At 61.2% G+C, this 23289-nt stretch carries 16 protein-coding genes; 9 read left to right on the top strand and 7 right to left on the bottom strand.

Annotation, left to right across the window (positions count from 1 at the left end):
* Positions 1–318 precede the first annotated feature (318 nt).
* Positions 319–1188 carry a sigma-70 family RNA polymerase sigma factor gene (locus tag KY459_02900; protein MBW3563652.1) on the bottom strand — a complete coding sequence of 290 codons (870 nt, stop codon included), beginning with the start codon at positions 1186–1188 and terminating at the stop codon, positions 319–321.
* 680 nt (positions 1189–1868) lie between these two features.
* Here KY459_02900 and KY459_02895 point away from each other — a divergent pair.
* The 4 genes from KY459_02895 to KY459_02880 all read left to right on the top strand — a co-directional run bounded on the left by KY459_02895 (position 1869) and on the right by KY459_02880 (position 8007).
* Positions 1869–2330 (top strand): DUF4402 domain-containing protein, encoded by a 462-nt coding sequence (locus KY459_02895; protein ID MBW3563651.1) that lies wholly within the window; start codon positions 1869–1871, stop codon positions 2328–2330.
* Between the two features lie 266 nt (positions 2331–2596).
* Complete coding sequence (locus tag KY459_02890; protein MBW3563650.1) at positions 2597–3058, top strand: DUF4402 domain-containing protein; 462 nt, start codon at positions 2597–2599, stop codon at positions 3056–3058.
* Positions 3059–3222: 164 nt separating this feature from the next.
* A complete protein-coding gene (locus KY459_02885) occupies positions 3223–4050 on the top strand; it encodes a fimbria/pilus periplasmic chaperone (protein MBW3563649.1) in 828 nt (275 codons plus the stop codon).
* A gap of 81 nt (positions 4051–4131) precedes the next feature.
* Entirely contained in the window at positions 4132–8007 is a 3876-nt protein-coding gene (locus KY459_02880; GenBank protein ID MBW3563648.1) for an SPOR domain-containing protein, read from the top strand.
* A 248-nt stretch (positions 8008–8255) separates the two neighbouring features.
* Here the strand turns inward: KY459_02880 and KY459_02875 are convergent, their stop codons facing one another.
* On the bottom strand, positions 8256–8714 hold the full coding sequence (locus KY459_02875; GenBank protein ID MBW3563647.1) for a hypothetical protein: 459 nt from the start codon (positions 8712–8714) through the stop codon (positions 8256–8258).
* A gap of 174 nt (positions 8715–8888) precedes the next feature.
* Here KY459_02875 and KY459_02870 point away from each other — a divergent pair, with 174 nt between their 5' ends.
* The 3 genes from KY459_02870 (at position 8889) to KY459_02860 (ending at position 14199) form a co-directional block, all read left to right on the top strand.
* Positions 8889–9863 (top strand): hypothetical protein, encoded by a 975-nt coding sequence (locus KY459_02870; protein MBW3563646.1) that lies wholly within the window; start codon positions 8889–8891, stop codon positions 9861–9863.
* Positions 9864–10161: 298 nt separating this feature from the next.
* Complete coding sequence (locus KY459_02865) at positions 10162–10983, top strand: DUF3494 domain-containing protein (protein MBW3563645.1); 822 nt, start codon at positions 10162–10164, stop codon at positions 10981–10983.
* Positions 10984–11061: 78 nt separating this feature from the next.
* Positions 11062–14199, top strand: coding sequence for a protein kinase (locus tag KY459_02860; protein ID MBW3563644.1), 3138 nt, complete (start codon positions 11062–11064; stop codon positions 14197–14199).
* Between the two features lie 13 nt (positions 14200–14212).
* Here KY459_02860 and KY459_02855 read toward each other — a convergent pair whose 3' ends face one another.
* Both KY459_02855 and KY459_02850 read right to left on the bottom strand, forming a co-directional pair.
* A complete protein-coding gene (locus tag KY459_02855) occupies positions 14213–14485 on the bottom strand; it encodes a DUF4242 domain-containing protein (GenBank protein ID MBW3563643.1) in 273 nt (90 codons plus the stop codon).
* Positions 14486–15003: 518 nt separating this feature from the next.
* Positions 15004–16395 carry a sensor histidine kinase gene (locus KY459_02850; GenBank protein MBW3563642.1) on the bottom strand — a complete coding sequence of 464 codons (1392 nt, stop codon included), beginning with the start codon at positions 16393–16395 and terminating at the stop codon, positions 15004–15006.
* A 311-nt stretch (positions 16396–16706) separates the two neighbouring features.
* Here KY459_02850 and KY459_02845 point away from each other — a divergent pair, with 311 nt between their 5' ends.
* Both KY459_02845 and KY459_02840 read left to right on the top strand, forming a co-directional pair.
* A complete protein-coding gene (locus tag KY459_02845; GenBank protein MBW3563641.1) occupies positions 16707–17105 on the top strand; it encodes a MerR family transcriptional regulator in 399 nt (132 codons plus the stop codon).
* A gap of 250 nt (positions 17106–17355) precedes the next feature.
* Positions 17356–17499 carry a hypothetical protein gene (locus KY459_02840; protein ID MBW3563640.1) on the top strand — a complete coding sequence of 48 codons (144 nt, stop codon included), beginning with the start codon at positions 17356–17358 and terminating at the stop codon, positions 17497–17499.
* Positions 17500–17620: 121 nt separating this feature from the next.
* Here the strand turns inward: KY459_02840 and KY459_02835 are convergent, their stop codons facing one another.
* The 3 genes from KY459_02835 to KY459_02825 all read right to left on the bottom strand — a co-directional run bounded on the left by KY459_02835 (position 17621) and on the right by KY459_02825 (position 23225).
* Positions 17621–18475: an NAD(P)-dependent oxidoreductase gene (locus KY459_02835; GenBank protein ID MBW3563639.1), complete on the bottom strand. Its 855-nt coding sequence runs from the start codon at positions 18473–18475 to the stop codon at positions 17621–17623.
* Positions 18476–18514: 39 nt separating this feature from the next.
* A complete protein-coding gene (locus KY459_02830; protein ID MBW3563638.1) occupies positions 18515–21907 on the bottom strand; it encodes a response regulator in 3393 nt (1130 codons plus the stop codon).
* 541 nt (positions 21908–22448) lie between these two features.
* On the bottom strand, positions 22449–23225 hold the full coding sequence (locus KY459_02825; GenBank protein MBW3563637.1) for a ZIP family zinc transporter: 777 nt from the start codon (positions 23223–23225) through the stop codon (positions 22449–22451).
* Positions 23226–23289 lie beyond the last annotated feature (64 nt).

Genomic DNA, 23289 nt, shown 5'->3' with positions numbered 1-23289 from the left:
TTCGAATCTTCTGAGAATACACGAAACGCGGAGAGAGCCTGACTCGGGCGGAGCGACCACCCATCACGCCCACCGTGCTTCGCTCACCTGTCTCGACTTCCAGCGACGGGAGCATGCAAGTTGACAGGCCCCGCGAAAGCGTCCGGGAAACCCTCCCCCCACCGCCTTCCGGATCTCAGAGGCTGTCAAAGAGCATGCGGAGTGTCTTCTCAGACCGCGGGCGACTTCGACTCCGTGAGCGCCACCTGCGGGTCTGCCGCGTTCGTCAGGAGTACGACTGCGAACACACCTCTCCTCTCCTGATTGTCCCGCGGCTTATCAGCTTGCGCCCGCTGCGATTTCTCTCTTCAACTTTGCCTTCGCGCGGATGAATAGCGGTCCGACCGATCCGAGCGGCAGGTCGAGGATCTCGCTGACCTCTTCGTATGAGTGTTTTTCCATCCCGATGAGCTGACAAAGATCGCGACTGCGCTGATCGACGCGATCGAGCGCCTGCCGTACGATGAGCACATCGTCGGGACCGGAACCGGCGTCTCCGCCGTATTCGAGCTCCAGAGCGGCTTCCTCTGTCTCGACCTCGCGCTTGTTCATTTTCCGGTGGATCTCCTGCTTGCACAGGTTCACGACCGTCCCCGCAAGCCATGCCTTCGGATTTTTGATCTGCGACTGTTTTTCGATCAGGAGGCACCACGCCTGCTGCACGACCTCCTCAGTCTCGTCTGCGGTGAGACCGTATCGCCGCCCGGGCAGAGAGTAAAGAAGCTTCTGCAGATTGGTGTAGAGCTCGTCGAAATCGACCGGGACTTCTGTCTCTTCATCCTCTTCCCTGGCTTCCAGGAGCTCGCGGACCACGCGCAGAAGCTCGTCGAACCCGACCGGCTTGTAGAGAACCAGCTCCGCGCCCCGCTCCCTGAGCTGAGCTTCCAGCGCCGGCGTCGCAAATCCGGTGACGCTGGCAACACGAGAACCTGGGCTCAGCCTGCGAATCGACTCGAGCAGCTGGAGCCCCTCCGCCTCGGTACGCAGCCGCACGTCGGCGAGAATCACTGGATAAAACTCCGCCTCCATCAGTGTGGCGGCGCTTTGGGCGTCCTCCGCAGAGATGAGCTCGATCTGTTCATCACGAAACAGCTCTGCGAGCGCCTCGGCCACCAGGACTTCATCATCAACCATCAGGATTTTCTGCAACTCGTACCCTCCATTTGATGCCTCGATACATTCCAAGGGCGCTGCCATCCCGAAGATGAGCTTAAGTGGCACTAAACAAGAGAGCTAGCATGAAAAACAGCTTTGGCGTACCTGTTCATAATCCGACAAACGTCGAATTTCCCGACAGTTACGCGATCAGAAGCATCCCAAGGAGAACCGTACCGGACGAGCCGGCTCCACCCGGTGAAAATACCGGTTAGCGCCAGCGCGGGAGCACCGGGCTGCGCTGCCCGCCCGGTACGGTTCTCAACTCATGAGTCCGCCAGGGATCAAAAAAAATACGGGCGCGTCTGACATCCTCATCCACGGCTGCCGGAGAACAATGGCGGATCGCGGATCGATCCCAGCGGTGAGAACACTTTCGAGCTCGCATCAATCACGCGCCCCGAGGGAAGGTACCAAACGGTCTTCCCCTGCTGATCGAGCACCACTGAGGTTTTTCTTCGACGCCGCTGCTCGCGCAGATCTCCAGGTCGCCCCTCATTTTGGCTGATCCGGATCGAGCTCCGCAAAATAAGAATTGGCCCGCCTGTATTTTTTCTCCTCTCCCGCCGACCTATGGAGCAGAACCGGTTAGCGCCGGACAACAACAAACAAGGGAGAAACAAAAAATGAAAAAGATAGTCATCATCCTCACTCTGGTTCTCGCATCCTCAGCCATGTTCGTCACAGACAGTGAAGCCGCCGAGGCCACCGCCAACGCCACGGCCGAAGTCATCACGCCGATTGCCATCTCGAAGGCCGCGGATCTCCGATTCGGCAAGTTCGCCGCTGGCACCGGCGGAACGGTCGTCATCGCCGCCGCCGGGACGCGCAGTGCAACGGGGGCGGTTATCCTCTCCTCGTCGAACGTGGGCGGCGCGGCATCGTTCGCCGTCACGGGTGACAACAACGCCACCTACGCCATTACGCTGCCGGCGAGCGCAGTGACCATCACGCACGCAACCGACACCACCAAGACGATGAGCGTCGGCACGTTCACCAGCAACCCCTCCGGTACGGGCACCCTGAGCGCGAGCGGAGCGCAGACCGTCAATGTCGGCGGCACGCTCACCGTTGCCAGCGCGCAGACCACCGGCAGCTACACCGGAACCTTCAACGTCGGAGTCGAGTACAACTGAGCATCTCGACCATCCGTTTTTCAAAGGGCAGGGATTCGTCCCTGCCCTTTTTTTGCGTGTGATTGACCACTTCAGGATGGCTCCGAATCCAGCTCATCGGACGTCGACTTTTTCCAGAGCGAAAGAAAAATGACCCGGCTGTATTTTTTCCCGCTTCCCGCCGACTTATTAGCAGAACCGGTTAGCGCCGGACAACAACAAACAAGGGAGAAACGAAAATGAAAAAAACAGTCATCATCCTCACTCTGGTTCTCGCATCCTCAGCCATGTTCGTCGCAGACGGTGAAGCCGCCGAGGCCACCGCCAACGCCACGGCCGAAGTCATCACGCCAATCGCCATCTCGAAGGCCGCGGATCTCAAATTCGGCAAGTTCGCCGCTGGCACCGGCGGAACGGTCGTCATCGCCCCCGCCGGGACGCGCAGTGCAACGGGGGCGGTTATCCTCTCCTCGTCCAATGTGGGCGGCGCGGCATCGTTCAATGTCACCGGTGACAACAACGCCACCTACGCCATCACGCTGCCGGCGAGCGCAGTGACCATCACGCACGCAACCGACACCACCAAGACGATGAGCGTCGGCACGTTCACCAGCAACCCCTCCGGTACGGGCACACTGAGCGCGAGCGGAGCGCAGACCGTCGGTGTCGGCGGCACGCTCACCGTTGCCAGCGCGCAGACCACCGGCAGCTACACCGGCACCTTCAACGTCGGAGTCGAGTACAACTGAGCATCTCGATCATCCGCTTTCTCGAGGGCAGGGATTCGTCCCTGCCCTTTTTTCATGTCTGATCCTTCCCCCGATGAGGTGGAGGGCATCAGTTCGGCATACTATTATTGGAAACGGCATGACATTGGATGCTGAAATTGACCAGGTACGACAGGAGAATCGAGATGAACCGATTGAAATGGTCAGTTCTCGCCATCATCGTCGCATTCGGCACGGCCCAGGCCTGGGCGGCCAGCGAGTTGATGGTTCACCCCACGAGAGTGGTCTTCGAGGGCAACTCGAGAACGGCACAGATCGACCTGATCAATTCCGGAAGTGAGGCTGCGATCTACCGGGTCTCACTGATCCAGCGGCGAATGACGGAGACCGGCGCTTTTGTGCCGGTGGAGGAACCTCTTCCGGAGGAAAATTTCGCCGATGGAATGATTCGGTTTTCCCCCCGGCAGGTCGTGCTGCAGCCGGGAGTCGCGCAAACGGTGCGGCTGCAGTTGCGGAAGCCACCCGATCTGGAACAGGGGGAGTACCGGTCGCATCTGCTCTTTCAGGCACTCCCGCCGACAGAGGAAGATGCAACGTTGCCCGATGACGAAGCTGAGGAAGACCTGAAAATCAGGCTGACCGCGATCTACAGTGCATCCATTCCCGTCATCGTCCGGCATGGAGACCTGAGCGTCAGCGTCTCGGTCCGGGAAATCGGACTGCGGGAGAATACCGACGGAACCCCGGACGTCAGTTTCGTGCTCGAACGGGAGGGGACCCGTTCGGTGTACGGGGATGTGACCGTTTATCTGAAGACCGGTGATGGTCCCGAAAGAGTCGTCGGGCGAGCGAGCGGTGTCGCCGTTTACACCCCGAACTCGCTGCGTCGGGCACGCGTTCCTCTTCCTGTTCTGTCCAATGGCGTGCCCCCGGGGCGCCTGCGCGTCACTTTCGAGGAAAGACCCGATCAGACGGACCCTGTGAGTGCCGAGGGAGTGGTCACGGTCCAGTAGCGTGGTGAGGCCAGAACCGTGAGGTATCGTTGCGAGGTGTGGCTCCAGTGCAGTGGCCTTCTCTCTGCTGTGCTGTTCGCCATGCTTTCAGCATCGGTCACACACGCACAACCGATCACCATCGTCGATCCGGCCGACGAAGACCTTCTTCTGCTCGAGGTGGTGCTCGAGGGCACTGTCCTGGCCGATGCAGTGGCTGCCTACTCCGGTCCCGGGGGCGGAACCTTTCTGCCGCTCGAAGCGATGAGCGACGTGGTCGGGCTGGCCGTGTCTGTGGATCCTCCTGAAGGACTCGCAACCGGGTTCATCCTCGAGGAGAGTCGAACTTTTCACCTCGATGTCGCGCGGCGCGAGGTGACCATCTCGGGAAAAGTCCGGAAATTTCCCGACACCCTGGTCGAGGTATACGCGGATGACATCTACGTGGAATCGACGCTTCTCAGTGACTGGCTGCCGATTACCTTCGACGTGGATCTGTTCGCTCTGAGGGTCCAGGTGCGGCCACGAGAGCCCCTGCCGCTGCAGAGACGGCTCGAGCGCGAACGAAAGATCCGTCACTGGCGTCTCCGTCTGATGACTCGCGATCCCGGTTACCCGCGAGTGTCTACAGGTTTTCGCCTTTGGGAGATCCCCACGATCGATCAGACGCTGCGATTTACACTCGACGAGAGCGAGTCGCAGGCCAACTATTCGACCTACGCAACAGGAGATCTCCTGTTCATGGAATCGGAGATTTATCTGTCAGGAACTGACGATGATTTTTTCGACACCTCCAGACTGACGCTGCGGAGGCGTGATCCGTACGGTGAACTGGGCGGGCGGCTCGGGGCCACCGAGGTCGCGCTCGGCCACGTCATCCACCCGAGCAGCAGCCTTCTCACCAACAGCAGCGCGCCGGAACCAGGGCTCCTTCTGACCAACATGCCTCTGCACCGTCCCGACGAGTTCGACCGGCACTCGTTCCGGGGCAACCTCCCTCCCGGTTGGGACGTCGAGCTCTATCACAATGGCTCACTCATCGGTTACCAGCAGTCGCGCCCGGACGGGCAGTACGAGTTTGTCGATGTGCCTCTGCTGTTCGGGATGAATTTTTTCCGTCTCGTCTTCTACGGGCCGCAGGGGCAGCGGCGGGAAGAAGAGCATCGGTTCCTTCTCGGAGAATCGCTGACACTTCCCGGAAGGTTCGAGTACCGTCTCGTGGCAAACGTCGAGAGCGAAGAGACGCGGCGGGGATCGATGCTTCTGAGTTACGGGCTCAACCGTCACCTGACCGGGATCGCCGAAGTGGCATCCATACCGACGGAGCTCGGCTCTCGCAGCTACGGAAAGCTCGGGCTGCGAACCTTCTGGGACGCCGTCTACGCTTATGGCGACTACGTTCAGGACGAGTCGGGCGCTCACGCGTGGGAGGGAGGGCTGCAGACGCGTCTGATCGGGACGAACGTACTGCTGAATCGCACCGAGCTCAGTCCCGGCTTCTTCAGCCAAGTGTTCCCGTTCGCCGTGGATCCCGTCGTGACGATCGACCGGCTGCGGCTCGATACCGCGATCCCGGCATGGGTCCTCCCGCGTATCCCCATCAGTCTGCAGGTGGAACGCCGGAGTCTTGCCTCGGGGAAGACCGAGACAGTCGCCCGGAACCGTATCTCTGCGAATTACAAGGGGCTCTCGGTCTCGAATATCGCCGTCTGGAGGGAAGTGACTGGTGAGGAAACGCTGCTGGAAGGCTCGCTCCAGTTGAGCCGCTACATCCGCGATCTGGGTGTCCGGGGAGAGCTCCTCTACACTCTCCGGCCGGCAAGAGCATCCACCGTCAACCTTACTCTCGAACGCCTGATCGGCTCGCAATATCGAGTCTACGCCAACGTGAGCCGCTCCTTTCTCTCCGAATCCCACATTTACAGCATCGGTATCGGCAAGACGACGGGAGCCTTCGCTGCCGGTCTGGAGACCACGAGGAGAGCCGATGGCGTCATCTCGGGCAATCTCAATCTTTCCGCCGGGATCGGACACGAGCCCCGAGAGGACGAATGGGTCACCGCCGCACAGCACAAGGCTTCGTTCGGAGCCGTATCACTCCGTGTCTTTCTCGACCGCAATCACAACGGGGTTCTCGACGCTGCGGACGAGCTTCTTCCTCGAGTCGGCGTGACGATCAATGGAGCCGAGCGGCCGCAGCGAAGCTCTGAGTCGGGAATCCTTTTCGTGGACGATCTCTCACCGCTCCAGCCGACAGACATCGCAGTGTCCACGGCCACTCTCGAAAGCCCCCAATGGATACCCATGCAGGAGGGCACCAGAATCATCCCGCGGCCGGGAAAGGTGGCTGCCATCGATGTGCCAATCATCGAAACGACGGAAATCGAGGGAACGGTGTGGACCACGAGAAGGGGACGAAAGGAAGGGCTCGCGGGGGTAAGGGTCGAGCTGGTCGACCGCGGAGGCGAGATCGTCCAGAGCACGGTGAGTGCCTATGACGGGTTCTACGTGCTCACACACGTACGGCCTGGGATGTACGTCCTTCGAGTCTCTTCTCGCAGCGCCTTCGATCTCGTCTCCACGAAGGGAGCTCTTCAAAAACCGCTTCCGGTTCCGGAGGATGCGCCGTTTGTGATCGTGGTCGATTTCGTGCTGCCGTCCGCGGACGAGCCTCCAGTCCAGATCGCCGAAGCACCGAATGAGCCAGAGAGAGCCTCTGTCGCTGAATCCGAACTTCCGGAGCTTAGTGAGACAGACGTTGGAGCGATCCCCCGGCCAGTCTTCTCGCGACCCCGCCAGGTCGATTCCGGCCAAGGCTGGGTGGTTCAGCTCGGCGCATTCAGCATCGCCGAGAACGCGACCAATCAGCTCGAGGCAGTGCGGGATCTGGCCCCCGGGGCGGCAGTGATCCAGAGCGGCGAATATCACATCATCCGTACTGGTCCTCTTCCGCGTACCGAGGCGATCGCGCTCTCACGGCAACTGGAGGAGCGGGGGGGGGAAGCGCTCGTTATGCGCTCGGCGAGATATATCGTCCAGACTGGGGCGTTTGCAGTGCCCGCGAATGCGAAGCAGCAGCTCGAGGCAATCAGCGACATCGCTCCGGATGCCAGAATCCTCCGGTCGGGAGAGCTTCATGTCGTACGAACGACCGCTGGCCGCACCAGGCCCGAAGCCACTGCCCTGTCGCACGCCCTGAAGGCGCGGGGATTCGATTCGCTCGTCATGCGCGGCGGCTACGGTCGGCGCTCGGCTCAAGTGGCCGCGGAGTCCGGCGCCGCGCCGTTCCGCGTACAGCTCGGAGCTTTTTCCATCGAGGACAATGCGTTGAGTCTCGCAGACCGGGTCGAGAAACAGGAGCTCGTCGAGCGCACCGTCGTCGAGAAACGCGGCGAGCTCTATATTGTCGCAACCGACGGCTATCCCAGCAGGGCAAGGGCGATCGAGGTTCGCGACACTCTTCGCAAGGCCGGCTTCGAAGCAATCGCGATCGAAAGAGCGCAGATACGTGAGGAGACGGGAAAGCTGCCTACTGGTCCCGTCGCGGTCAATCGAGGGGAATCGGATCAGCGGGCGCTCTCGGAATCAGCTGCCGGAATTCCGGAGGATCCGAAAGAAGAACAGCCAGCTGCTGGTACCGTGACGGTGAATCGATCCGAAAGGAATCCGCGACCGCTCGGCCGGACTGCTGCCGAAAAGCCACGAGATCCGCAGGATCGACCGCGGACGCCCTCCCGCTTATCGAGACCCGAGACGCGTGAGTCCTGGCTGCTCCACCTGGCGATCACCAACCATCCTGGACACGCCGAGCAGATCAGGCTGAAAGCCTCGCGTATTCTGGACGAGGTGTACACGGAGAGCTCGGGTAATTTTCAGCTCGTCCGATCGGGTCCGTATCACTCCAGAAAGGCGGCTGAGGCAGCCAGGGAGAAGCTCACTTCCGCTGGGTTCAGAGCAAACCTGATCCGACTGCCGTGAGTGCCGCCTTCTGTTCCGCTCGTGTCCGGCGCCGTCCTCTTCACGGCCTCAGGCGCATCGAGGAGATCCGCGCGGAGGCGTTCGCGATCAGAGTCCGTATCTTCGGGGGTCAGATCCTTGTGGCGGCATTCGGGGCTCAGAATGGGAAGCGAGGGCCGGCGCAACCGTACATTCCCCGACTGGCGTCCCTGAATCTGCCGAGAGGCGTGACCGTGCCGCTACGAGCACTGAAGCTCCTTCGAATTCAGTCATCGTCCCGAAGCAGGACTTTTCTTCGTTTCGTGGATGTGCAGCCAGACCATCAGTTCACTGATGAGGATGAACATGAGGTTAAAGATGTAGTCGATCTCGAATGCGATCATCTCCTCGATTGCTGGTCTTTTCTCCGGCAATAGATTCATCGCTGCGAAGAGGTAGTGCCTCACACTGACACCAGCTGCAACCATTGATACGTAGAGCAGGCCTGAAAGTAGAGCGCGACTGACGAGCGGCCGCCGCAGGAGTTCACCTGAACCGGCCGGGTGGTGCGGAGTGCCGGTCCAACCCGCGTCGATGTTCGACAATGGCGGGCGTCGAAACTGCGACTGGTTCGCAGACAGCAAATTTTTACAGTTCACTCTTTCAATCGAATCGATCCAGTCTGATTGGCAGGCGCAAGAGCGGGCGGGAGGACTTCGCGGACTGCTCAGCGTCATGATCTTCAGCATGAAGAGGAAGATCGTGCTCGAGCCAAGGCTGTGGGCGGCGTCGGAATGGGGTCAGGTCAGACCCCACCCACCTCTCCTCTTCTTCCCGCGAAGCGGGGCCACCGCCCCGAATATCTCTTCTCCTCCAGCGGCTCCTGGATGTAGATTAGATCTTAACCAACGGGAGGGTTCATCATGAATGGGAATCGTCTGGTTGTCATTTGTCTGCTCCTGCTACTTTCGAGCTGCGGAGAGGAGCAAGCCCCATCTTCCGCCGCTCAACCCGAGGCGGACACGCCGGCCGAAACACCGCCATCCGCCACCACGCCCGTGAGCGGTCCCGGGCCCATCATCGCGCGTGGCGAGTCGGAGATCCCTGGTGTTCGCGCCGAGATCCACAGTCTCGACCGCGGCAGCGACGACGTTCTCACGCTTGTGTTCTCGGTGATCAACGGGGGAGATGCGAACCTCGACTTCGGATACACATTCACCGATCCCGCACACGATGTACTGGACTACAGCGGAATCGGCGGCGTCCATCTGATCGACGCAGCCAACCGCGAGAAGCACATGGTGATGCGGGATGCCGACAGCCGCTGCATCTGCAGCCGGAAGATCGAATCGATCCCGCCGGGAGGCCGCTCGCTTCTCTGGGCGAAGTATCCCGCTCCGCCGGTCGGCGTTGAAAGGGTGTCGGTGATCGTTCCGAAGTTTCTGCCGATCGACGAGGTGCCGATCGGCATCGCTGCACCGGTGGCTCCGCCCTCGGACGGAGCTCTTGCTTCGGCCGCGGGTGAGATTCCGGCTCAACGCGTCGTCGTTCGTAAACTCTCCCGCGGAAGTGGCGACATCGTCGATCTTCGCTTCGCGATCATCAACGACAGCGATGAGCCGATTGGCTTCGGCTACGACTTCGCGGACACCAATTACGAGGTTCCGGACTTCAATACCGTCGGCGGCGTCTATCTTCTTGATTCGGAACAACGGCAGAAGCACGGCGTGATACGAGACCCTGACAATAAATGCTCCTGCAGCGGAGAACTCAGGGAGTTGAAAAAAGGGGAGAAGATCGAGCTGTGGGCCAAGCTCACCAGCCCGCCGGCATCGACCAGACGCCTGAGCGTGGTCGTGCCGCACTTCCTGCCGATGGACGACGTTCCGCTGGAGTAGGTTGACCAGCTCTTCTTCGTCATTCAGTTCAGAGGGCATGCAGCGGCGCTCATCAGGAGAGACGGCCCAGGACGAGGGATTGTCACCCGTACGCATGCCGCTCACAACCCGTGTTTTTCGGTGAGCGGGGTCAGGTCGGGACCTGGGCCCGTTTTTTCCTATTCCCCCGTAGGATATGGTCTATACTAATAAGAAGGAAACAGGAAAAGGCGTGGTTCAGGAAGCACGCTAATCTAATGACGGACGACTTCCCAGGAGCCGGCAAAAGGCTCCTGGCGCAGGAAGAAGAGGAATCACCATGAACCTCACGCACCCGAGACTCATTGCCAGCTTCGCATTCGCCACCCTGGTTTCGTTTGCACTCGCCACCACGGCAGATGCCCAGGTGGCGCCGCCACTGGGTACGGCGGGGAACTACACGGTCCTCGGTACGAACGACATCCCGACTTCCGGTACGGTGACCTGTACGACTTCAACAATCGATGGAAACGTGGGCACCACCGGCAACTCGATCACCAACACCGGGCCGTGTACGATCACGGGGAGCATTGACGCGCCGGTCTCCGGGACGGTCGTCAATGACTTCGACAACGCCTACAACGCGGTCCCGACGGCCAACCCGTGCACCGGGACCATTCCGACCACCACGACCACGCTCGCGCCCGGTGTCTACTGCTCCACTGCAGGGACCACGATCGGCGCAGGCGTCACGATCACACTCGACGGAGACGCCGACGACGTCTGGGTCTTCAGGGTCGGAACCGGCGGGCTGGGCGCATTCACCGGCACCGGCCCTGGCTTCAATGTTGTCATGGGCGGCACCGCGCAGGCGTGCAACGTTTACTGGTGGACCGCCGAGGCCTTTACGGTGACCGATGCGGCCTTCGCAGGAAACGTCCTCGCCGGGACCTCGGCCACGATGACCGACACGACCTGGGAAGGTCGAGCCCTGGCGAACGACGACGTGACACTGACGGACTCGATCATCACCGGGTGCGTGCCGGCGGTGGCGCGTCCGCCGGTGGAGCAGATTCCGACCCTCGGACCGATCGGCATGGCGACCCTCGTCGCCCTGATCGCGATCATCGGGCTGGTCGCCCTCCGGAGGTTCTCCATCTAAGGCGCGCCGAAGTCGGCATCCCGGTCGGGAAACCAGAACCCGCCGACCACCGACCCGGCGGGTATTTCTACGGCGACCATGTCGAATGAAGGTATATCGACGGACGAGTTTCCGACCTCGAAACGGCCGGTCGCGGAACCGGCGGTAATCCCCGATTGTCCCCTCGGTCCCGGATCGGTCCTGGGCCGATATCGGGTTCTCCGGCCTCTCGGAGCGGGAGCGATGGGCGAGGTGTACGTCGCAGACGACAGCCGACTCGGCCGCCAGGTTGCCATCAAGGTCATCCGGGGATCGCGCTCTCTCACGGCAGCCACACGGGCGCGATTCGAACAAGAAGCTCGAGCAGCATCCGCCCTCAACCATCCCAATATCGTGACCATTCATGATATCGGAGAGGAGGCTGGTCAGCCGTTCATCGTCATGGAGCTGCTCGAAGGCCAGAGTCTTCGGGAGCTCGTGCGGCAGCCGGTTGCGGCGGGGCAGTTTCTCCGGATTGCCTTCCAGATCGCGGACGCGTTGTCGGCGACTCATGAGCGAGAGATCCTCCACCGCGATCTCAAGCCCGACAACATTTTCGTCACCCGGCACGGCGTCACCAAGATTCTCGATTTCGGAGTGGCTTCCATTCGCCATGATGCGTCGCCGAAGGAGCCTCTGACGCTCGAGGGTTCCGCGGTCGGAACGCTCGGCTACATGGCACCAGAGGTCATCGCGGGAGGAGCGGCCGACTTCCGATCCGATATGTTTTCGTTTGGCTGCATCCTGTACGAAATGGCGACCGGATCCCGCCCCTTCAAAGGCGCCAGCGGCGTCGAGATAATCGCAACGACCTTGAGTGAGAGACCACCCCCGGTCGTGAAGACCCGTCCTGACCTGCCACCGATGATCTCGACTCTGATCGAGACGATGCTTCAGAAGGATCCTCGGGATCGCCATCGCTCGACCGATGACGTTCGCAAAACGCTCGCGGCTCTCGCCGGTGCGGATTCTGCCGCGCTGCACGTCTCGCGTCCGACCCCGAAGCTTCCCGAGGCTGACTTTCCCCTGCTGGGTCGCGAGAGGGAGCTCCGGGCAATCCATGAGCTGATCGTCGAGCAGGGAGTCCGCCTGGTAAGCCTTACCGGGCCCGGAGGAAGTGGGAAGACGCGCCTCGCGATCGCAGCAATGGAACAGCTTCTTCCGTGGTATGGCGGCCGCGTCTTCTACGTACCGCTTGCCGCCATATCGAACAGAGATTTCGTGGGAGCAGCGATCGCGCAGGCGCTCGGAGGCTTTGATCGGGGACGGGAACCGATTTCGGGAGTGATCACTGAACTGCAGGCGAGCTCGGCCAGAACGCTGCTGGTGATCGATAATTTCGAGCAGGTCATCGAAGCGGCTTCGATCCTTACCGAGATCCTTGCCGCGTGCCCGACCGTGTCGATCCTGGTGACGAGTCGTGAGATCCTGCACCTCTATGCGGAAAGAGCTCTTTCCGTGTCTGTTCTTCCGGTCCCGGAGCCTGGAGCTGCACTGAGCGTGAACGAAGCTCTGGCGAATCCCGCCGTAATGCTCTTCGTTCAGCGGGCTCGTGCGACCGCTTCTTCATTCGATCTCAACGACGAGAATCTGGCAGCGGTCATCGAGGTGTGCCGGCAGCTCGATGGCCTGCCTCTGGCGATCGAGCTCGCTGCGGCACGGACTCGGCTGATGACGCCTCATGCGATGCTCAAGCGGCTCGATAAGCGACTCAAGCTGCTGACGGGAGGTGCTCGCGATCTTCCAGGACGACAGCAGACTCTGCGAGGGACGCTCGACTGGAGTCACGAGTTGCTCAGTGCCGATGAGCAGACGATCTTTCGGAGACTCGCGGTGTTTGCGGGATCTTTCACGCTGGAACACGCTCAGGCCGTCGCAGATCCCTTCGAGCGGCTTGGTGTCGACGTGGTCGACGGGATCGGTTCGCTCGTCGACAAGAGCCTCGTGGTCCAGGTTGGTGACGACCAGGAAGAACCGAGATTCACGATGCTGGGCATTGTGCGGGACTACGCAGCAGAGCGGCTGGAGGCGAGTGGTGACGAGTATGTGACGCGAAAGGCTCACGCCGCGTATCTTCTGGTCCTGACTGAAGAAGGGGGACAGGCGCTTTCCCAGGGAGACAGTGTTCGCTGGCTTTCCAGGTTTGCACGCGAGAACGACAATCTTCGTGCTGCTCTCGAATGGGTCACCGCGGCCGGCATGACCGAGTGGGGCCTCCGGCTGGCGGTCGGCATCTTCCCATTCTGGGAGAGGAGCGAACATCTCTCGGAGGGAAGGAAACGTCTGAATGCTCTCCTGGCTCTTCCCAGCTCCGGCGGCGACGACATCCTGAGAGCGCGAGCCCTGTTCGCCGTCTCGGTTCTCTCCGGCACCCAGGGCGACTACAAAATCGCGGCGGAACGCGCGGAAGAGAGCCTCGCACTTTATCGGCGACTGGGGGACCCCGGCGGAATCGCCATCGGCTGCAACTGCCTCGGTCTGACTTACAAGGATCTCGGTCAACTCGAACGAGCCTCGGAGTATCTCGAGGAGAGCCTCGAGATCTGGAAAACGATCGGCGACGATGCCAGCCTCGCGAGATCTCTCACGAATCTCGCGATGGTTCGAAGGCTTCAGAACGACCACGACGCTGCTCGAGAGATGTACCAGCAGACGGAAGCGCTGTTCCGGCGTCTGGGAGACGACACCAGTACGGCGTGGGTCATGAATCATCAGGGAGACGTCGCCCGCGAGACCGATCGGCTGGACGATGCCTTCAGTCTGTACACCGCAGCCTTGTCGTCGTTTCGCGAGTTGAATGATCAATGGGGGACCGCCAGCACCCTCGTCGACCTCGGCGGGCTGTTCCGGCGGAGAGGAGAACCCGACAAGGCGGACACCGCCTATCGTGAGGCACTGGCGGAATTCTCGCGACTCACTCACAGGAGAGGAATCGCGCGGGTGCTCGAGGCGATGGCCCTGCTCGACGCCGACCAGGGCCGTTACGAGCGGGCTCTCACGCTCGCCGGCGCCGCATCCCGGCTGCGTGACATCATCGGATCGCCTCTCCCGGAGGGCGAGCAGGCAGAGCTTTCTGCGGGGATCGAAAGAGCGCGGAAGTCACTCGATCAGGCCGACAGCAGACGTCTTTACCAGTGCGGACAATGTATGGGAGTGAGTGAGGCCATCGATTACGCACTGCGGGAGGGTGATGCATAGCTCCGGCGGAGCTTCAGACCGCATTCACCGGATCGAGCAACCGCCGCACCGCTGAGATTCGGTCGGCGGGGAGTCCAGCCTGCTCAGCGTGCGACCGAATCGTTTCTTCGTCGGGTGCCAGATAGACGCAGTAGACCTTGTCGTCAGTGACGAAGCTATGTAGCCACTGGATCCGAGGCCCCAGCTTTTCAAGAGCGGCGAGGGAACGACGGGAAACTTCTTCCAGCTCTTCTGTCGTGAGGCTGCCCGCATTCGGGATCTTCCGTTCAATCACGTACTTTTGCATAGCAGCTCCTCAATATAGTCTGACCTGCTTCAATTTACGACTATCGGGAGTTTCTGCGCAATAAATGCGCCACGACAGCCTCTGTTCTGTCGAAGGAGGAGGAGTCGAGTTGGCGGGGCGGAATGATCCCACTCCCGTAAAACGCGAGGGAAATGCCCCTGCGTGCTCGAGGTGATCGGATCACCCGGTCGTGATCGAGTCCGTCAGTGTCACGTCGTTCGTCGCCAGGGCTCGCCCTTCCCAGGTCGCGTCTTAGCACCCTGGTCGCCCGTTTCGGAGCGAGCTCAGTAATAGATCGGGCGGACGGTGGCTTCTGTGACTCGCGCCGGGAGGGTGATCTCCTGAGGAGCTCCGTTCAGCTCGAGTTTCAGGTGAAGCTGCAGCTCTGTTCCGACAGCCCTCTGCGCGAATCTCGATATCGATGGCGCCGTTGACGATCAACAGCGCAGGGCCCTCCGAACAGAGAGCAATGAGGCGATGCAATGACTGGTGTCTGTCGCATTCAGCATTCATCCCACTCAGCTCTCGTCATTTTCCTCCGTGTATCTGCGCGGAAGGATGACGCGGAAGGTCGTTCCCTGTCCCGGCCTGGTCGCCAGTTCCAGGCTCGCATCCAGAAGCTCGCACAGCCGCTTCACGATCGACAGCCCGACACCTTCGCCGTGTTGTTGTGAGTTTTCCGGCGGTGAGGCGTCAGACTCGGAATCCACCGTCGGTGCGCCGGCCATGTCGCGGCGACGGTCGTCGCTCGCGTCTCGAGAATCGTCGGAAACCTCAGTCGCGTCCTGGAGATCCTTCCCTATCGTGGCGACTCCTGCCTCATCGATTCCCGGTCCGGTGTCCTGGACGGAGAACGTCCATCGATCGGTGTCCCTCGTCGTGTCGATGCCCCAGCTCAACGAAATTCCACCATGCTCGGTGTACCTGACCGCGTTGAGAAGGAGGTTCTGCAGGATTCGAAGAATCTTTGGACCGTCGCCCTCGACGGGGAGCGTGCTCGGGCCATCCATTTTGAGATAGAGCCCGCGGTCCGTCGCGGCCGCCTGCGACGCGGCTCCAAAATCCCGAATCAGCACGGCAGCGTCGAACGATGTGACGGAGCGTTGCTCATGTCCTGCCTCGAGCCGCGCCAGACTGAGAAGGTCGGTGAGCATCTCGTGGAGCGACGAAACCCCCTTGCTGAGCATCTCCGCCACCTCGGCGCGCGTGTCATCCGAAAGGGCGGCGCTCGCGTTGAGCGACGCCGCGCCTTTGACGACCGTAACGCTGCCGCGAAGGTCGTGCGCCGCTGTCCGCCACGCCTCAGCGCGCGCGTTTTCCATCGTCTGCAGCGCACTCAGAGCAAGCTCGAGCGCCTTCACGTGGCCGGTCGACTCCGTCTGCTGAAGACGGCCGTACTGGGTTGCGCTCGAGGTGACGCCGTCGGCGCACAGCAACGCCCATGCGCGCCGTGCAATCGGCATCACGCTGGGCTCGAGTGATGGGTGATCGACCGCATATCGTTCGAGCTCCGCGGCGACGCACATCTGCAGATATCCCCATTCTCGCAGGACCTCGTTCAGCGAGTAGCCCTGCTGCCAGCGCTGGAGCCCGTGTTCCGAAACTTCCTCGGACATCTCTTCTGTGGGCGGGGCGATGCCGTCGGGCCACGCTTCGAGGTTCTGTGACAGGGTCTCGAGCACGGTCGGAATGTGGTCGTTGAACTGCACCCGCGAGAGCGATTCCGCGATGTTCCGGCCCGGTATGGCGTCGCCGTATGCGCGCCACGCATCGAGGATCAGATCCCGCCGCTCCCGGAGCTCGGCTGCGAGCGCAATCAGATGCTCGCGCGCCAGATTGGGAGGGAATTCGACATGAACCTGGTCGGCCTGCGGGGCCGCTTCCTCCGGCTTCAGCTTTTCTCCCGCCATTTGTGCTTGTTCCCTTCAATCACTGCGACGAGACGCGCCACGTTTCCGGGCAAGAGCAGAATGCCCCGCCCGAATCATTCGAGCTCCCGGCGGCGATGAGCCGGCTCCTGCTCGTGCTGGTGACCGTGACAGAGTCGTTTTGCGCGATTCCTCCCGCCTCTGCGCGCGGAGATCCATTCAATCTCTGGTGCAAGAATATGTCCCGGTAAGTGAGAGCGTCACATCTCGGCATTCTGGAGGGCGCCAGAGTCACATCCACCAGCCCGGGCAGCTCTCCGAATACATGGGATCGTCCTCGCATTACAGAAGCCATGAAGATCTCTGAAGTCGCCCGGGCTGCAAACGTCAACGTGCAGACGATCCGCTATTACGAGCGGCGCGGGCTTCTGCCCGCTCCACCCCGCACGGTGTCGGGTCACCGGGTCTACGATCGGGATGCGGTGCGGATCACACGCTTCATCAAATCCGCGCAGGAGCTCGGCTTTACACTGACCGAGATCGAAGATCTTCTTTCTCTCCGCACCCGAGCCGGACGCGATCGCCAGAAGATCCGCGGGATGGCGAGCGTCCGCCTCGAGGACATCGAGCAGCGGATCAAACGACTCGACACGCTGCGGACGACACTGCGAGATCTGCTCGAGCAATGCCTCTGTGCGGACGACCACCTCGAGTGTCCGATTCTCGATACCCTCGAGCCCTCCGACCGGTAGATTGGAAATATGTACCCGGGTAGAGGTTCTGTTCTCGCTTCATGAAAGGAGGAACCGACTTGGCCAGATACGAGAAGGGTCAGAGATATCGCTGCCCGGAAGCCGGCTGCGGTTGCATCATCGAGGTGATCGAGGGTGCTCCGTCCGACTGTTCGGGTACACACGTACCGCGCTGCTGCTGTGGGCGCGACATGGTAACGACTGAATCCGCGGGCTGACGAGGTCACGCCCCGGGCGAAAGGAGATCACGATGGCATTGAAGAGAGGCGAGAAGTACCGTTGTCCGGATCCGAACTGTGGCTGCGAGATCGAAGTGACAAAAGGAGCAAAAGAGGGTCAGGGAGGCGATCTCGCCCCGCGCTGCTGCTGTGGAAAAGAGATGCAGAGGATCTGATAGACGGGTGATTCGGGATCGCTGATTTGGATCAGATCTTCGGGAGCTGTGCCCAAATCCACGAGCCGAGCTGCCAGCACTTTTGACGACCGTCGACGGCGAAGCCCCTTGCCCGACCCAGTCAGAAGGTAGCGATGTAGGCGGCGAGAGCCTGCTGCCACGGTCGCATGGGTGGAAGCTTGATGTGCGCGCTACTCGCGGAGTGCATCGGCGTCCATCGCGGCCGTGGTGCCGAACGGATCAGAGCATCGGCAGATCTGGGCTCGATCAGATCATCATGTTCAGACGGGGTCAGACCGAGAATCTGTGCTGCCGTCTTCGCGAACTCGGCGTGGGAACAGACGCCCTCATTGGTGATGTGATGAATGCCGTAATCTCCCAGTCTGATGAGGTGGTGGAGCTGCGTGACCAGATCGTCCACGTACGTGACACTGGCGAAGATGTCTGTGGTCGCGACGACCGGCACTCCAGCCATCAGCTTTTGCGGGAGCGTTGCGAGAAAGCTCTCCTTCCCGTGACCGAAGACCCAGGACGTGCGAATGATCCAGGATTGGGAACATTCCGCGGAAACGAGCCGCTCGCCTGCCAGTTTGGTGCGGCCGTACGTATTGATCGGCTCGGGCGTGTCGTATGGAAGATAGAAGCCGCGGTCGGTCCGATCGCCGCTGAAGACGTAGTTTGTGCTGAAGTGGACGAATGCCGCGCCCGCCCCGGAGGCGGCTCGAGCCAGCAGGGTCGGACCTCGAACATTCAGAGCCGTGGCGCGCTCCGGATCGCGCTCGCACTCGTCGACTCCGACGGCAGCGCAGTTGACGATGAGATCGGGCGCGATCGAAGCTACCATCTTCCGGACCTGCTGCGGATCATCGATATTGAGGTCACGATGAAGCAGCGGGACCGTTTCGCCGCGGGCGGAGAAATGACGGGAAAGAGCAGCTCCGATCAGACCGCCGGCCCCTGCAATCATCACACGCATGCGTCAGCCCGAACTGCGCGCCGACTGCCGGAGAAAGCATTACTCTCCACGGCGCGATGCTGCGTTTGCTTTTGACGGCTGAACCCACCGCACGATCTCGTCGATCAGCTCGTCGAGAGTATACGGCTTCTGCTTGAACCGAGTATGGCCATCTGCCAGAAGCGGATCGAGTCTTGCGCGGTCGCCGTAGCCGGACGAGATGAGGAGCGGCAGCAGCGGGAATCGCTTGCGCACCTCGGCATGGACCTCATCTCCGGTCATCCCCGGCATGCCGAGATCCAGAATGATGAGGTCCGGCTGAAGTCCTGCATCGATCTCCGCGAGAGCGTCGACACCACTGCCACGCAGCACGACCTCTGCTCCGTCCATCTCGAGCATCATCTTCACCCCTTCGGCCAGCTCGACTTCGTCATCGATGATCACGATTCGCAGGCCGCTCAGCTTTCCACCCTCCTGCCGAGCCGGCTGTTCTGGCGGGGCTTGCTCGGGTGAGGCCTGGTATGCCGGCAGGATAATGTGAAACACAGTCCCACCGTGCCGAGGGGAATCGAGCACGATTTTCCCCCCGTGCTCCTCGATGATCCGGTGCACCACCGCCAGCCCCAGCCCCGTTCCCTTGCCGACCTCTTTTGTGGTGAAGAAAGGATCGAACACATGCAACCGTCTGCTCTGTTCGATGCCGGTCCCTGTATCGGAGATCGACAGGACGACGCCGTCCGCCAGATCGAGGTTCCATTCCTCGATCTCACGTCGCGTGATGGGCCTCACTTTGAACTGCAGCGTGCCGCCTCGCGGCATCGCGTCGCGGGCGTTGAGCGACAGATTCAGGATTGCCTGTTGAATCTGGTCCGGATCGGCCAGAACGATCAGATCCGTCCCCCTGGAATCGAGATCGATCTTTATCTCCGGCGAGAGCGAGGGACGAATAAGCTGGAGGTGATTCTCCAGCAGTGAGGCGAGATCGACGGGCCTCATTTCTGGTTTTTTCGGCTGTGCGAAATCGAGAAGCTGGCGTGTCACCCCACGTGCGCGAATCACTGAATCGTGAATGTTCCGAGCCGCTTTCTGAACGAGTGGAATATCGGGATACTGCCTCGCGAGGATGTCGGCCCACGGGAGAGCAGTCATCATCGTGTTATTGAAATCGTGAGCGACTCCGGAAGCCATCTGTCCGAGTGCTTCCATCTTCTGCGATTCGATCAGGGAACGCTCCAGGTTGGCAGCCCGAGCGTCTGCTTCGGCACGAATCACACTGAGGCGCCCGCGGACGATCAGAAATGTGAAGGTCGCGAGTACGGCCGCGATCGACAGATAGAACCAAAGGGTTTGGTAAAACAACCGTCCGATCTCGAAGCTCGTCGAGGCTATCCCCTCGCTGGCAACGTTGTCGCTGTTGAACGCCTGAACCGAGAACCGGTAAGAGCCTGGAGAGAGGTTCGTGTAGTAGGCGATACGGCGTGGCCCCGCATCGACCCACTCCGGATCGAAGCCCTCGAGGCGATAGAGGAATCTCATTTTTTCCGGAGCCTGAAAGCTGGGTGCGGTGTAGTGAATCTCTATATTCCTGCTCCCTGCCGGCAGCGTTGTCTCGCCCAGCGGATACGCCTTGCGGTCGACGATCAGCTGCTCGATGTAGACGGGAGGGGGAACATCGTTCTCGGGCATGCTGTCAGGATCGACGCGGACGACTCCCTTTACAGTAGGGAACCAGAGGCTCCCGTCGGCCGCTTTCGCTCCCGCCGGTTGAGAACCACCAGCGGTCTGACTATCCTCCATTCCGTCGGCGGTGTCGTAGAGGTTCGAGTCGTAATCGTCCCGGTCTCCCGCGGCGAACTCGTTCAGTTCTGTCCTGCTGACACGGAATACCCCCCGGAGGCTGCTCATCCACAGGTTGCCCTGATCGTCTTCGAGAATCCGGAAGATGCTGTCGTCGGGAAGCCCGTTGCTGCGGCTGAAATTAAACATCTCGCCGTCTTCCCAGCGGCTCAGCCCGCCGCCGCGCGTGCCGATCCAGATCACACCCTCGGCGTCCTCGTGAAACGCGACGATCGCGTCGGTCGGCAAGCCGTCGGCTCTGGTGATGTTCTCGATCCGCTCGCCGACCAGACGACTGACCCCGCTGTCGGTCCCGATCCAGATCACACCCGAGCGGTCTTTGTGAACCGCGCGCACGCCGTTGCCGACGAGGCCGTCGGCGCTGGTGAGTCTGGAAAAGTCGCGGCCATCGTACCGGATCACACCTCCCGTGCGGGTCCCCAGCCAGATCACGCCGTCGGCATCCTCGTAGATGCACCAGACGTGATCGTCACCGATCTCATCCACTGCCGTGTCGCTCGATAGCTGACCGCCCCTCAGGCGGTGAAGCCTCGCGTCAAATGTGCCGATCCAGACGTCGCCGCGACGATCCTCGAGCACTGCAACCACGTTGTCGCTCGAAAGACCCTGCCGGCTGGTGTAGATCGCCTCGACCTCTCCCTCCCTCACGCGATTGACCCCGCCACCCTCGATACCGACCCAGACACCGCCCTTGCGTGCCGCTGAGACGCTGAAAACGATGTCGCCCGTCAATCCCTCTCTGGAGGTGAACGTGGTGAAAGGCTCGTCGCGGAGCTGGTCGAGCCCTCCGTTGAATGATCCGATCCAGAGACTGCCTTCCCTGTCCTCCATCAGGTCGAAAACGAGATCGCCAGTAAGCCCGTCGGCTGGAGTGAATCCGGTGAACTCTCCATCCGTGAGCCTCTGAACGCCTCCGCCGTAGAGTCCGATCCAGAGATTCCCGTCCCGATCCTCTTCGAGGGCGACCACCCGGCTGTCCCCAAGGCCTTCATCGACCGAGAGGACGGTGAACCGGCCGCCCTGGAGTCGCGCCATGCCGCCCCCGTAGGTCGCGAACCAGATGGCGCCACTGCTGTCTTCGAGAATGTCGAGCACGAACATCGCCGGCAATCCGTCATCCGTGGTGAAATTGGTGATCTCGCCCCCGGCGATCCGGCTCACTCCACCGCTGTATGTACCAACCCACAACGCCCCGGCTCGATCCTCAATGACGGTCTTGACCTTGTCATCGGCGAGGCCGTCGGCGGTGGTCAGCGTCGTGAACTTTCCATCACGAAAACGGCTCAGCCCACCGCCGAAGGTCGAGATCCAGAGGCTGCCCGAGCGGTCCACGTAGAGCCCCCGGATCATCTCCGATGGAAGCCCGCTCTCCTTCTCGCCGTAGAATGTGAAACCGGCACTGTTCATGCGGGTCAGCCCGCCGCTGTAGGTACCGATCCAGACATTTCCCTCCTGGTCTTCTGCCAGCGCTCGAACGTCATCGTCGCGAATTGCGGGCGTGTTGGTCTTGTCGAAGACGGTGAAGCGGACGCCATCGAATCGGACCAGACCGGCGCCGGTGGCGAGCCAGATGTAGCCGTCACGCGTCTGCAGCAAGGCGCGAACGCTGTTTTGCGGAAGTCCTTGCCGCACCGTCCATGACTGGTGGCTGTACTGAGTAAGCGCTTTCGAAGGGCTCAACCCAAACAGAGAAAGGCCGGCCAACAGCAGAAAGAGAATGGGCAACACCAGGTGAGCGGATCGAGAAACGGTTCTGCCAGGAAAGCGGTTGCTGCTCCGTCTGGTTCCCATCATATGAGCCGGTGGTCTGCACCCAGCCGCTGAGGGTGGTGAGCGTGGGTCACGACGTCTGCGTCATTCAGTGACCTCTAGCGCTGGTCGATTTTCAACCACCAGATGCGCATCGGGGTGCGTTGCACCATCCTGGAAGAGGATATCACTCAATATCCGCGCATTTATCCGGGCAATTTTGGAATCTCGGTTCGGGAGCTGATCCGCGGTTCCGTCACCTGCCACATCTGAAAAACGCTCCTCCTCTGTTCCAGGGCGAATCTCATGAGCCGCGAACTGGATCCCCGCTTTTTGGATCAGGTCGATCTCCAGCTCCGGGAAATGGGCGGAACTGCAATAAGGGCTGTCACCCGACGTAGGACGCGATGGCCATGAAGAGAACGAAGCCTCCGATGAAAAAGAGCACTGCAGCGCGCGCCTCGCCTTTCTCATGGGATTCGGGAATGATCTCTTCGACGACTGCAGTCGTCAGGATTCCTGCTGTAAAGGCCAGCGTGGCCATTCGCCAGACCAGTGGCTGGTCCCTCAGGAGAAAGTAGCCGCTGCAGGCTCCTGCGACTGCAACGAGCGTCAGAGCGAGCAGCGCTGCAAGACGAGACTTCCGGGCGACTCCGGAACGCTTCATCGTTGCGGCGGTCGCAAAACCTTCGGGAAGGTTACCCGGAATCTGCGCGGTCGCCAGCATCAGAGCAAGACTGAAGCGAACGGTGCTGCCGGACCCCACCATGATGCCGTCGGTGAAAAGATCCATGGCGACCGCCACGTAGATCATCCACGGCCCGCGCCCGCCATTCTCCTCGCGACTTGCGATGAGATCGACCGCGCGATCGATGCCGACGAAGAAGAGCCCGCCGCACGCGAACGCAACGATTGCCGCCCAGGGCGGATCGACCGTGATTGCCTCCGGCAACAGTTCCACCGCAACTACTGAAAGGACGATACCGGCCGCGGCATGAAGCGCCATGCTTCTCGCCTTGCGGCTGATCGCCATCAGTTCCCCGACGAGCCCCCCGCCGATCACTCCGGCAGCTGGAATCAGCGCGAGCAGAAGAACTTTTCCGAACTCCCCCATGGCCCGGATCGTGCGGGAATTGTGCCTCGCGACCGCCAGGACCCAGAGCATGGAAGCTCAGCCAGGATGATTCATGAGATGTGTCGCGAGGAGGTGGAAAGTGGTGTGGATACGA

This window comes from Acidobacteriota bacterium (assembly GCA_019347945.1).
Lineage (GTDB): Bacteria > Acidobacteriota > Thermoanaerobaculia > Gp7-AA8 > JAHWKK01 > JAHWKK01.
Note: the sequence above shows the minus strand (reverse complement) of the source record. Positions and strands in the feature narration are given on the sequence as shown.